Below are 12,832 nucleotides of genomic sequence, written 5' to 3' on the forward strand. Positions count from 1 at the left end.
CTATTGCTGTAAATAAGATAAATAATTCTGACAGTAATCTTTTATCATTATATAAGAATTCAGGAATACAAGGTAGGAATCTTGCACAATCATTAATTACGTAATCTAATACTCTTAATGATTTACATTGCGAAGCAATAAAAGATTTATAAATAATGTCTACAACCCTTTCAAAAGCTTTTGGTGCCTTGCTTCTTTTGATAAATTGATTAAAAGAGTCCTGAATATCTGGTGAGACTTTTAGAATTAGCCCGAAGATTTTCTCTTTTTTATCTGTCAAACCTTCCTGTAATTTTTTATCATGCGCAATTACAATCACTTTGCATTGATGGTGTTCGATGTATTTATTTATTGCACCAAATATATCTTCCTGATCTATTTTACACCTTTCCAAATCATCAAAAATGATTGATTTGGAGTTATCAACTTTTTCTTTTATAAGAGCATTTGCTATGTTTCCGACTAATGGTCCTAATGCGAGTGTTAAGTCATTAGCTTTCATACTGGAGTTTCCAAACCAGTTGAAGAATTTCCTAATCCGAGATCTATTGGGATACATTTTAACAAAAACTGCTGAGTGTACTTCTTGTATTGTTGTTAATCCAAATAGACTTACATAAACGTTTGGTTTTTCTTTGAAAATTTCATTGATAAGATGGGTTTTACCTACCCCCCACTCACCATCAACTAGCACAGCATACTTGGGATTTGTTAAGCCAGTATAATACTCAAGGTATGTTCTCAAATGTTCATTAAGGGGTTCATCATTTTTTGTCATCTTTTTCACCATAATAATTTAATAGCTTTAACTTTAACGCTTCTTCAAGATTATTAGGTGCACAATAAGCGTATCTCATCGTCATTTTTATATTGGTATGACCGAGTTTTTTTGCAACATTCATATATTGTCGTCATTCATCTCAAAATGAGAAGCAAAGGTGTGCCTAAGTACGTGAGTTAACTGTCCAGCCGATAATTCAATCCTAGCTCTCCCTAGTACAGTTCTGAAATCAGAATCACTTATGATGGAAAAGATCTCCATTATTTCTCTTTAAAAGCAAAATATATATTTCTTGCATAGCGAAGCGGCTGTTGATGCTGTGATATGCTGCACCAGCTACACCCACCTTACAGCAATAGATGGGCTTCGCCAGGTTCACCGCAAGTACACTTTTATTAAAAATCAAGATCGACTTTAACTACCCCTGATGCATCTATTTTATCATCCTGAGCAGTAAGCATATCAACAAACTCGTCGAAGGAGTTTGCTATTTTCGTCAGCCCGGAGGTCACTACCGAATCATTGAATATTGGATCAGACTCGTGATCCCAAAACCAGATCTCTCCCGACATACCTCCCTTGAGGCAAAGACAGATTTGATTATCACCAGACGAGGCTCCTATCGGTAACCATTGATCGCGAAAATCACTCCGGTATGTATCAGCCATTTCAAAGACAGTATATTCTTTACCCGATTCTGCAAGGCCGTACAAAGACTCAAGCGTATCGTTTCCTTGCTCATCAGACCACGGAGATGGTTGTAACGCCTTGAAAACAATATTTACATCAAAAAGAACAGAAACGCCAAAATGAAGTAAATAGGCACGATAGCTTTCAGGAATAGGCCCTATTGATGTTTCTAATGTATTTAAATTTTTTTTCAGTTCATCTAATGGTAATGATGTCGGTTTCGCTCCAAAGCGCTCTAATTTTTTCAACATTTTCCTTTCCTCCTCATATCTGATGCGGAGCCAATATGTGGCACATTGCCATGAAGATCTCTTGGGACAAGAATTATAGTATTCGCACTCAGATGATGTGGAGTAAGCATTTTTTCCCTTAACAAATTCTGAGCCGCTTTCTGTGTAATGCCTTTTTTCTCTGCAATGGCACTATATACTTTTGAAAAATCTTTATCCGTCCCATTCAGCACACCATCTTCGAAAGTAAGTGTACCTTTTGACCACGCAGAAAAATCAGGCCTTCCTTCACTGAAAGGTATAGGCTGGTTCGATGTAACTGCATTAACTTTGTCATTATATGAATACCAGTTACTTTCTCCTGGTATACCGTCCCAATGGCCATTATTTCTTGGGAGCCTGACACCTGCTAACCCCCACGGATCAATCCACCCCAACGGATTCGGCGCATACTGATAAAGGTTCCACCCGCCATTCAGCCCAATCGGATCCTGCACAATAAACCGCCCGACCTGCGGGTCGTAGTAGCGGAACAGGTTATAGTGCAGCCCCGTTTCACCGTCAGCGTACTGCCCGGCATAGCGAAGCGGCTGGTGCGCCATCGCCGTGCGATTCACCAACCGTGAGAACCCTTCGCTCTGATGGCGCACCTCGCCAAAGCTGCCGTACTGGCCGCTCCAGCGCACCGCGCCGCGCTCGTCTGTGACCTCCAGCGGAGCACCGTTCAGATCGGTATTGAACCAGTAAATCTCACCGCTGCTCTGGTCACGAAGGTGATCCACACGCGCCAGCGGGCTCCAGGATTCATTCGGGTCGTATACATAGGTGCTGCGCAGCCCGCTCGCCTGCTGCTCCTGCAACAGGCGGTAGCCCTGCCACAGGAAGCGGGTGTTGGTGGTGCCGTGCGTCGTGGTGACGATTTTGCGCGTGCGGCGGCCCAGCGCGTCGTAGTGATAGCGCGCCTCAAACCGTCCTTCCGGCCCGGTTCCCCGGGCGGACACCAGACGGTTCTCGGCGTCATACGCGTAATGCTGCTCATACAGCCCGTTGCGGCGGCTGACCAGGTTGCCCCAGTGGTCGTATTTCATAAACAGCGCCTGCCAGTGCTGCAGGCGGTTATCCGTGACCGGTGCCGCAGCGTCACTGGCGGCGAGGTTATCCGCGGCGTCGTAGCTGAACTGCGCGCGGCTGTGTCCCTGTCGGGCCTCGTAGTGCTTCAGCAGACGCCCTTCGGCGTCGTAGCCGTAATCCACCTCACCGCGCAGGGTGTCGCTGACGCCGGAAAGCTCGCCGCGTGCGGTGTAACGATACAGGCGTTCCAGTAGCGCCTGCTCCGGCAGGGTCACGTCCGTGCTTAGCTCGCTGCGCTGCAGGGTGCGTCTGCCGAGGCTATCATACTGGCGGAGCTGCTCGCGCGCGCCCTGAGTGCGGCGTACCTCACGGTGCAGGCGGTCGCGGGTGAACTCGGTCACCAGCTGCTGCCCGAAGCGGATGGCGCTGACGTGGCCGGAGCCGTAGTGCAGCCAGGCCAGCTTTTGCCCGCCGGGCAGCGTCAGGCCGGTCAGGTTGCTCAGGGCATCCCATTCGTAGCCCACCGCGCCGTTAATGCCGGACTCGCTCAGCACGCGCCCGGCGGCGTCGTGGCGGTAAGCGATCTCATCGCTTTCGATACCCAGGGCAACGCCTTCGGCCGTCGGCGTGCGGCGAATGCGGGTAATCTGGCCGCTCAGGTCGCGGAAGTAGCGGTACTCCGCGTGGCGCTGAGTGCGCCCGATCAGCAGCCCGCTGTCGTCATAGCTGAACTGCTGGACGCGACGGGCGATACCGCCGTCGGCGGCAGGCCGGCCGTTTTCTTCGAGCGCGCAGAGGAACCCTCGCGCGTCCCATTCCATATGGCGCACGGTCTCGTCCGGGCGCGTTTCGCTGAGCGGGCGGCCCACGGCGTCATAGGTGAAGCGGTATTCCGCCCCGTTGCCGTTATCGAGTCGCAGCAGGTTACCGCGCGGGTCGTAGCGCCACTGGCGCACGCGGCCAATACGGTCGGTGAGGCTGACCGGGAGGCCGAGCGCGTTATAGGCCCAGCTCACCTCGCTTTCCAGCGGGTCGCGCCAGCCCGTGAGCTGGCCGCGTTCGTTCCACACCAGCGACTCGCGGCTACCGTCCGGATGGATCACGGCGCTGAGCAGCCCGGCACGGCTCCACTCCCGCCGCGTGATATTCCCTTCTGCATCTTCGCTGGCAATCAGCTGCCCGAAGCGGTCGTAGGTGAAGCGGGTGACGCTGCCGGAGCAGTCGGTGCGCTGCGTCAGCAGCCCCTGGTGGTTCCAGACCAGGCGCACCACGCCGCCGATGGCGTCGGTGATGCTCTCCGGGAGGAATTCTTCATCATCGGGATAGCGATACGCGGTGGTGCTACCGGCCGGATCCGTCTCCGACAGCAGGCGACCGCGAAGGTCGAACATGGCCTGCGATGAGGTACCGTCCGGGTAAACCGTGCGGGTGATGCGGTCGGTCAGGCGATGCCAGTGATACTCCGTGCGGCGGCCCGCCGGGTCCGTCTCGCTGGTCATGCGGCCGTATTTGTCCCACGTGCTGCGGCGCATCGCCCCGCCCGGCAGAATGACGTGGCAGAGCTCGCCGTCGCGGTAGACAAACGTCGTCTGGCGACCGTCGTAATCCGTGAAGCGCGCGACGTTGTCGTCGTCATCCACCAGCCAGTGCGCCTGCGCGCCGTCTTCGCGGGTCGCGCGGCGGGTGCCGTTCTCAAAATCGTATTCGAACGTCAGCCGTTCGCCGCCGCTATGGCGGAAGCCGACCACGCGCGGCAGGCCGTCAATCTCCCGCCAGCGGTATTCGCTCAGCAGGCCGTTGGCGTCCTCATGAGCGCTCATCAGCCCGTCCTGCCAGCTGAAGCGTCGGCGCACGCTACCGCCCCGGCCGGTCACGGAGACCAGCTGGCGCTGTTCATCATAAGCGTAACTGACCAGGCAGATCTCGTCATCCAGCCAGGCGCCAACGAGCCTGTCGCGGTCGTAGCGGCAGACCACGCGCTGGCCCGCACAGTCGGTCAGGGCATGCAGGGTATTATCCGCATTCCACTCGAAGAGGATCTCGTTGCCGCACGGTTCGGAGAGGCGCTGGAGCAGCGAGGGGGCATCATCCTTAAGCGGCGCATAGTGCCAGCGCTCGCCGCTGACGTCATACACCGACCAGCTGTCGTCCTGGTGATGTTCAAGCCAATTTTTTTCGCTTTCGCAGTAGGAGCGCATCCCTTTCGGGACCTTCGGGAAGGCGACGTAATCGCCGGACGGTGCGCGCCACACCAGGCCGTCCTGATAAGGCTCCAGGCGGCTTTCCCAGAACAGGCTCCATCCGCGGCCCAACACGCTGTCGCCGGGATTGCCGCTGCGCCAGTAGCGCTGCCAGCGCACCGGAAGACGGGAAGGCAGGACGAAGTCCAGCTCATCATCCCCGCTGAGAAACTTCTGTCCGCTGACGATATCCACCGGGCGGGCGATGATCCCCGCGGCCGCCACGCCGGTCATCAGCGTGCCGGCGCGACAGGCGATACGGGCCAGCTTGTTGATGCCGGGGATTTTGCCCAGCAGCTTAGAGAGCGCTCCGACTTTGCCAGCGGCACCGCCCCACCCGCCGAGAAGCCCGGCGAACAGCAGGGTAAGATCGGAGACCTTGTAGAGCCACTCGGGCACTTCAGACTGAATGGGCAGGGTTTGCTGCGGGTCGCCGCCGATAATGACGTTGTCCGAACCGGTCATCACCTTCGCGTCGCAGGTGGTGCGATCCCCGATGCGTGACGCAGGCTGGCTGTTAATGGAGACTCGCTTAGAGCCTTCGGCCATCTGCTGCGAGCCGTCGTCAGAACAGTCGACGGTGCTATCGGTGGCAAGCGCGGCGGGTTTACCGTTGATAAACACGTTGGGCGAGCCGGAGGTGATGACGCCTTTCTTCGTCATGCTGGATGCCCCGGCGTCGGCGATGCTGTCCCTGGCGGCAGTCGCCAGCTCCCCGGTGTAATATCCCACGGCCAGGCTGGCGCCGACGAGCAGGACGCCCACGCCAAGACAGGATGCGCCGAGACCGGCAATAAACATGGCCCCCGCCAGAATGCCCCCGGCGGCGGCAATCAGGCCACCGACAATCGTTCCGGCAATCATCCCGGCCAGCGCACCGGAGTGGCCGATATCATCACCAACGCGTGCTGCTTCAAACATAACAACGGTCCCTGAAGTTAATGGTGGAAGCGGAAGCTCCTGAGAAGATCGCCAAACAGCGCGACGTCGGCATCGCCCGGCGCGCGGGTGCAGGTCATAGTGAATACCAGGATTTTATCGCCGTCGACGTTAAACACGGCCTGCTGCTGCCAGATGCGTTTCCCGTCGCGCAGGTAGCTGGCATGGACGGTTTCACCCTGTAAAAGGCTGTCGCCCAGCGTAGCGGCGCTGCGCTCACCCTGCTTCCAGCCCTTGATGTGCTTTGCCATCAGGGCGAGCTGGCGATCGATATACGCGGCAAGCGCTTCGCCGGGGTTGAGGGCATCGCGGGAAATGTTGAACGCGGGCGCATCCGCTGCAGGCGGCGCGAAGACATTGACGGTACGGTCCTGATAGCCCTCAGGAAAAGCAATCATTCCTTCATTAAACAGGCACTGCGAAGATGGTTCTGACATTGAGCGGGTCCCACCACATTTTTTCAGAAGCGGTAAGTTTCGCATATGTGTTTAAGGCTGACTATCCCCAGATTATTGCTCCACCGTCACGCTCGCCGAACGGAAAAACAGCGGCCGTTAGCCCGGCCCCTCGCTCCCCGCCGCCAGCAGCGGTACCACCACGTCGCTGATGGGCACCGCAATACCATGCTTGCGGCCATAGCGCTGGATCACGCCGTTACGAATATCCCACTCCATCGGGCGTTCGGCCTGACGGTCGGCAAGGATTGACGTGCCTAAATCCTCGGGCGCGCGCTGGAAGTTCGCCAGAATCTCCTGGGCCACCGCATCGTCCAGCTTCGCCCCTTCGGCGCGGGCGACGGCAAGCCCCTCGCGCAGGTAGGCCAGGGCCAGCTCGCTGATATCCTCGCGTCTGAACATCCCGGCGCGGCGGTTGGCCAGCACCATCAGCCCGGCGACCGCGTTTTGCAGCAGCTTGCGCCAGGCGACGGTGGCGAAATCTGTCGAGAGCTCAACATCACAGCGCGTCCCGCGAAGCGCCTCGACCACCCGCTGCGCCTGCGGCACATCCGGTAGTGTCAGACGCGGTTTTGCCCGCAGCCAGACGGAGGCGTCCGGCTCGCGCTGCGCCGGGAACCAGACCACCGACGGCAGCACCGTTGCGCCGTTGACCAAAGGCGAAAGCTGGGCTTTCTGCTCCACGCCGTTTTGCAGCGCGCAGACCACGGTGTTTTCATCGCACAGGGCGCGCAGCCACCCGGCGCTGTCGGCATTTTGCGTCGTTTTTACCGCCACAAAAACGAGGTCTACGGGGCGGGTAATGACGGTGGGATCGGTAAGTACCGGACCGGGCACCACAGTTTCATCCTCATCGTGACGCAGGCGTAATACCGGATGCGCGGTGCGACCGCACAGCAGCGGCGTACGGCCCGCGTCATGCAGCACCGCGGCAATGGTGGTGCCAATCGCACCGGGACCAATCAGCGCAATGGTTGGATAGTCAGACATGGGTCACTCCCCTTTTGCTAAGCCTGCTATCAGTTATACCACCCTGAAAAGAGCGCGCCACGCCCATTGTCTATACTCAACACATAACAGACAACGGAGTGCGCCATGCCCTTACCCGATTTCAAGTCCTCTGAACCTTATACCCTCGGCATTGAGCTCGAACTCCAGGTGGTTAACCCGCCGGGTTACGATCTGAGCCAGGACTCCTCTGCCCTCATCGCCGCCGTCAAAGACGACATCAAAGGGGGCGAAGTCAAACACGACATCACCGAAAGCATGCTCGAAATCGCCACCGGCGTATGCCAGACCATCGACCAGGCGGCGGCCCAGTTCTCCGTGATGCAGCAGAGCATCCTGCGGGCGGCGTCGGAGCAGCACATCCAGATCTGCGGCGGCGGAACGCACCCGTTTCAGAAGTGGCAGCGGCAGGAGGTGTGTGACGACGAGCGCTATAACGTCACGCTGGAGCGCTTTGGCTATCTGATTTTGCAGGCGACGGTGTTCGGCCAGCACGTGCACGTGGGATGCCGAAACGGGGACGACGCGATTTACCTGCTGCACGGTCTGTCGCGCTTCGTGCCGCACTTTATCGCCCTCGCCGCGTCGTCGCCTTATATGCAGGGCACGGACACCAAGTTTTCCTCGTCGCGGCTCAACATATTTTCCGGATTCCCGGATAACGGCCAGATGCCGTGGGTCAACAGCTGGCAGGAGTTCGAGGGGCTGTTCCGCCGCCTGAGTTCCACCAGCATGATCGACAGCATTAAGGATCTGCACTGGGACATCCGCCCCAGCCCGCACTTTGGCACCGTGGAGGTGCGGGTGATGGATACGCCGCTGACGCTCGGTCACGCCATTAACATCGCCGGGCTTATTCAGGCGACGTCGCACTGGCTGCTGACTGCGCGGCCCTATAAGCATCAGGAACGGGATTTTCTGCTGTACCGCTTTAACCGTTTTCAGGCCTGTCGCTACGGGCTGGAAGGCATTCTGACGGACGTGCATACCGGCGAACACAAAACCGTGGCGGAGGATATCGCCTGGCTGCTGGAGCAGGTTGCACCGTCGGCCGAGAAACTCGGCGCGACGAGCGCCATCAAGGAAATTGCCCTGCTGTTAAAGCAGGGCAAGAGCGAGGCGCAGCGCATGCGGGACTTTATCGCCGATGGCGGCTCGCTGATTTCTCTGGTGCAGAAGCACTGTGAGCTGTGGGCGACGAGTCCGTAAGGCCGTGCCCCCATTCGCGAAGGCGCTGGAACAGCACGAACAGCGCCGGGATGAACACTATCCCCACCACGGTGGCTACCAGCATGCCGCTGAACACCGTGGTGCCAATGATACGGCGGCTCTGGGCACCCGCCCCGGTCGCCAGCATCATCGGCAGGACGCCTATGATGAACGACACGGCGGTCATCATTACCGCGCGGAAGCGGCGCGATGCCCCTTCCCGCGCGGCATCGACAATCGCCATTCCGTCCATACGCCGGGCGCGGGCAAACTCCACGATCAGGATCGCGTTCTTGGCGGCGAGGGCTATCAATAGCACCAGACCAATCTGCACGTACACGTCGTTGGCATAGCCTGCCAGCCACAGCCAGACCAGCGCTCCGCCGATGGCGAACAGCACCGAGAGCATCACGCTCGCCGGCAGCGTCCAGCTCTCATACTGGGCGACGAGGAACAGCCACGCCATCACCACCGCCGCCAGCACAATCCATATCGCCTGATTCCCGGTCTGCTGCTCCTGATACGACATGCCGCTCCAGGCGTAGTCGTACCCGGCTGGCAGGTTTTCCGCCAGAATCTCGCCCATCGCCGCCATTGCGGTGCTGCTGCTCACCCCTTCCGCTGCCGAGCCGCTCACCGATACCGACGGGAACTGGTTGTACTGCTGAATAAATGGCGCGCCGACGGTCGGCGTGATGGTGACGAGGTTGCTCAGACGCACCCGCTCGCCGCTGTTGCTGCGCACGAACAGCTCGCTGATTTGCTCTGCGCGCTCGCGCCACTGCATCTCGTTCTGCATCACCACGTGGTAGACGCGGTTGTTGACGCTGAAATCCCCGGCGCGCGTGCCGCCAAAGGCGGTTTGCAGGCTGCTGAAGATGCGCGACACCGGCACGTCGAGGCGGGCCGCGCGCTCACGGTCAACGGTGAGCGTCATCTGCGGCACGTTGCTGCTCCAGGTGGTGAACACGCGGCTCAGCTGCGGGTGCTGGTTGGCTTTCGCCAGCACCTCGCGAGTTACGCGCTCCAGCTCCGCCGGGCTCTGCCCCGCCTGAGCCTGAATGCGCAGATCGAAGCCGGAGGCGTTGCCCAGCCCCGGCAGCGTCGGCGGTGCAAAGGTCATGATGGTGGCTTCCGGCAGGGCCAGCAGCTGGCGCTGAAGGGTGCCCATCACCTCATCCAGCGGCGGACGCTCGCTCCAGTCTTTGAGCATGATGGAGATAAACCCGCCGTTCGATGCGCTGGTGCCGTTGAGGATGTTAAACCCGGAGACCTGAATCACGTCTTCCACCGCCGGGTTTTTAGCGATCAGCTCGCGCGCGGTGGTCATCACCGCTTCGGTGCGCTCCAGCGAGGCTGCCTCCGGCAGCTGGACGCTGGCGAAGAAGTAGCCCTGATCCTCCTGAGGCAGGAAGCCCTTTGGCATCGACATAAAGCTGAATACCACCACCGCCGCCGCGCCTGCGGTGGCCAGCAGCGCCAGCCACGGACGGAGGTTGAACACGCTCACGATCCGCGTGTAAAGCGTGCGCGTGGCGTCCAGCCCGCGGTTGAACCCACGGAAAACGGCGGCGGGCTGTGCCGGACGCGGGCGCAGCAGCATCGCGCAGAGCGCGGGCGTCAGGGTCAGCGCCACGAGGCTTGAGAGCGTGACGGCGGTCGAGAGCGTCACCGCGAACTGGCGGTACAGCTCGCCCACGATCCCCGGCAGGAGCGCCACCGGTACAAACACCGCCAGCAGCACCAGCGTGGTGGCAATCACCGGCCCGGCAATCTGACGCAGCGCCAGCGCGGTCGCCGCCGTGCGGCTCTGCCCTTCCGCCATCAGCGTTTCGACACTCTCCACTACCACGATGGCGTCATCCACCACCATGGTCAGCGCCAGAATGATGGCGAACAGACTGAGCGTGTTCGCGGAGTAGCCGAGCGTATAGAGCACCGCAAAGGTGCCCACCAGCGACACCGGAATGGCGAGCGCGACAATCAGCGTTGCGCGCCAGCTTTGCAGAAACAGGGAAACGACCACCACAACCGCCAGCATGGTGAGCGCCAGCGAGACGCCGATCTCCTTAATGGTGGCGGCAACAAAGGAGGTGGTGTCGAATTTCACCTCATAGACCAGGTCGTCCGGGAAGCGCGTTGAGAGGCGTTCCAGCTCCGCGCGCACCGCGTCGGCCACGCGCAGGGCGTTGGCGGACGGCGTCGGGTAGATGCCGAGGTAGGCGGAGTCGTGCCCGTTCAGCTGCGCGCCGGAGCTGTAGCTGCGCGAGCCGAGTTCGATGGTGGCGACGTCATTCAGGCGCACCAGCTGGCCCATTTCACCGGCGCGAATAATGATGTTGGCAAAGTCTTCGGCCTGGTTTAAACGCCCCAGCCCGTTGATGGTCAGGGTCTGCTGCTGGCCGTTAAACACCGGCGGCGTGCCGACCTGGCCTGCCGCCCCCTGCACGTTCTGCTCGCGCAGCGCCTGCGCCACGTCATCGCTGGTCACGTTCAGGGCATTCATGCGGTCCGGACGCAGCCAGATGCGCATGCTGTAGTCGCGCGCGCCAAACATCTGTACCTGCCCGACGCCCGGCAGACGCGACAGCGCCTCGCGCACCTGGGTGCTGGCGTAGTTGCTGACGAACAGCGGCGTGTGGGTGTTATTTGGTGAGTAAAGGCTTACCCCCATCATCAGGTTGGTGGCGCGCTTGCGCACCTGCACGCCGTTTTGCTGTGCCTCGATCGGCAGCTGCGCCACAGCCTGCGCCACGCGGTTCTGCACGTCGATGGCGGCGAGATCCGGATCGGTGCCCGCCGCAAAGGTGATGTTCAGGCTATACGTGCCTTCGTCCGAACTGGTGGACTCCATATAGAGCATATGATCCACCCCGTTCAGCTGCGTCTCCAGCGGCGTGGCGATGGCCTCCGCCACGTCAGCCGAGCTGGCGCCCGGCCATGACGCTGACACATTCACGACCGGCGGTGTGATCTGCGGGTACTGCTCCACCGGAATAATCCTCAGCGCGATGGCCCCCAGCAGGGTGATGACCAGCGCAATCACCATCGCAAAGCGCGGGCGTTTGATGAAAAACGTCAGCATGATGGCTCCTTAATTCAGTATCTGAACGGCAGCGCCTGGCTGCACGCGCTGCGCACCGTCAGTAATTGCTCGCTCACCGGGCTTAACGCCGGAGGCAATCTGGAACTGCTGGCCCATCTGCCCGGCGACCTTAAGCGGACGCATTTCGGCTTTATCCTCGGCGTTAACCACCCAGGCGAAGAACCCGTCGCCATTCTGCTGTACGGCAGCGGCGGGCAGGGTCAGGACAGGCTGCTCGCTTGCCGGACGCAGGTAGACGTTCACATTGCCGCCGGGCAGCAGCTGATGGCGCGGGTTGGCGAACTCGGCGCGCAGCATCACGCTGGCGGTACGCGGGTCGATGCGGTTGTCTACGGAGGTGAGTTCCCCGCTGACGCGCTGGCCGTTGCTGTCAATCAGCGCCTGCCAGGCCTGCTTCATGGCGCTGATATCCGCATGCTGTCCGGCTTTGGTGGCAAACGCGCCCTCTTCCAGCGCAAAGGCGATGCGGATCGGATCGAGCTGGACCACCTCCACCAGCACACCGCTGGCAGGATCCACCAGGCTGCCGACGTGAAAGTTGCTGTGCCCCACGCGTCCGTCAATCGGTGAGGTAATGCGCGTGTAGTTGAGGGTGACGCTGCGGGTGTCGAGACGGGCTTTCGCCTGCTCCAGCGCGGCGCTGGCAACGTCGCGCTGCATGCGGGCGTTGTCCACGTCGTGGCGGCTGATGGCGTTGCTGCTTCCCAGGCTTTCAAAGCGGGAAAGCTGCTGCTGCGCCTGACGCAGCGTGGCTTCGGCGCTTTTCACTTCGGCCTGCGCCAGGCGCAGGGCGGCGCGCGGCTCGGCGTCGTCCAGCTCGAACAGCACGTCACCTTTTTTCACGTACTGGCCGTCGCGGAAGTGGATTTTGGTAATCACGCCTTCCGTACGCGCGCGCAGTTCAACGGTGTGAATCGCTTCGATGCGACCCGGGATCTGACGTTCGGCGGCGTGGGCGGTTTGCTCCACGGTGGCGACACGCACGGGAATGACTGCGGCGAATGCGGGCGGCAGGGTAGCGGCGAGGAGCGCGAACAGAAGTGGGAGTTTCATGGGAGTACCTCAGTATTTTCCCCTCTCCCCAAAGGGGAGAGGGAACTTGA

Annotated in this window: 8 protein-coding genes and 1 pseudogene; 1 reads left to right on the forward strand and 8 read right to left on the reverse strand. The window is 59.6% G+C overall.

The window, feature by feature from the left end; all coding sequences use genetic code 11:
* The 6 genes and pseudogenes from IPZ49_RS17040 to IPZ49_RS17060 form a co-directional block, all read right to left on the reverse strand.
* The coding region (locus IPZ49_RS17040) for a P-loop NTPase fold protein (protein ID WP_227754106.1) at window positions 1-778 on the reverse strand (778 nt) is incomplete at its 3' end.
* Window positions 765-1,009, reverse strand: a pseudogene (locus IPZ49_RS23215) (tyrosine-type recombinase/integrase); the annotation flags it as partial. The pseudogene IPZ49_RS23215 and the gene IPZ49_RS17040, both read right to left, overlap by 14 nt.
* A 167-nt stretch (window positions 1,010-1,176) precedes the next feature.
* The gene (locus tag IPZ49_RS17045) at window positions 1,177-1,722 is read right to left on the reverse strand and encodes an SMI1/KNR4 family protein (protein ID WP_063150387.1); all 546 of its coding nucleotides are present in this window, start codon (window positions 1,720-1,722) and stop codon (window positions 1,177-1,179) included.
* Window positions 1,716-5,933 carry an RHS repeat-associated core domain-containing protein gene (locus IPZ49_RS17050; protein WP_227754107.1) on the reverse strand — a complete coding sequence of 1,406 codons (4,218 nt, stop codon included), beginning with the start codon at window positions 5,931-5,933 and terminating at the stop codon, window positions 1,716-1,718. Before IPZ49_RS17050 ends, IPZ49_RS17045 begins: the two co-directional genes overlap by 7 nt.
* Window positions 5,934-5,950: 17 nt before the next feature.
* Window positions 5,951-6,388: a DcrB-related protein gene (locus IPZ49_RS17055; protein WP_063146554.1), complete on the reverse strand. Its 438-nt coding sequence runs from the start codon at window positions 6,386-6,388 to the stop codon at window positions 5,951-5,953.
* Window positions 6,389-6,505: 117 nt separating this feature from the next.
* Window positions 6,506-7,396: an oxidoreductase gene (locus IPZ49_RS17060; protein ID WP_063146555.1), complete on the reverse strand. Its 891-nt coding sequence runs from the start codon at window positions 7,394-7,396 to the stop codon at window positions 6,506-6,508.
* A 105-nt stretch (window positions 7,397-7,501) separates the two neighbouring features.
* On the opposite strand from IPZ49_RS17060, the gene IPZ49_RS17065 reads away from it, so the two are divergent.
* On the forward strand, window positions 7,502-8,623 hold the full coding sequence (locus IPZ49_RS17065) for a YbdK family carboxylate-amine ligase (protein ID WP_022647338.1): 1,122 nt from the start codon (window positions 7,502-7,504) through the stop codon (window positions 8,621-8,623).
* Here IPZ49_RS17065 and IPZ49_RS17070 read toward each other — a convergent pair.
* Both IPZ49_RS17070 and IPZ49_RS17075 read right to left on the reverse strand, forming a co-directional pair.
* Window positions 8,553-11,708, reverse strand: coding sequence for an efflux RND transporter permease subunit (locus IPZ49_RS17070; RefSeq protein ID WP_063146556.1), 3,156 nt, complete (start codon window positions 11,706-11,708; stop codon window positions 8,553-8,555). The genes IPZ49_RS17065 and IPZ49_RS17070 overlap by 71 nt on opposite strands.
* Window positions 11,709-11,717: 9 nt before the next feature.
* Window positions 11,718-12,782 carry an efflux RND transporter periplasmic adaptor subunit gene (locus tag IPZ49_RS17075; RefSeq protein WP_063146557.1) on the reverse strand — a complete coding sequence of 355 codons (1,065 nt, stop codon included), beginning with the start codon at window positions 12,780-12,782 and terminating at the stop codon, window positions 11,718-11,720.
* Between the last annotated feature and the right edge of the window lie 50 nt (window positions 12,783-12,832).

It is taken from the genome of Enterobacter cloacae complex sp. S2 (genome assembly GCF_015159675.1).
Lineage (GTDB): Bacteria > Pseudomonadota > Gammaproteobacteria > Enterobacterales > Enterobacteriaceae > Enterobacter > Enterobacter intestinihominis.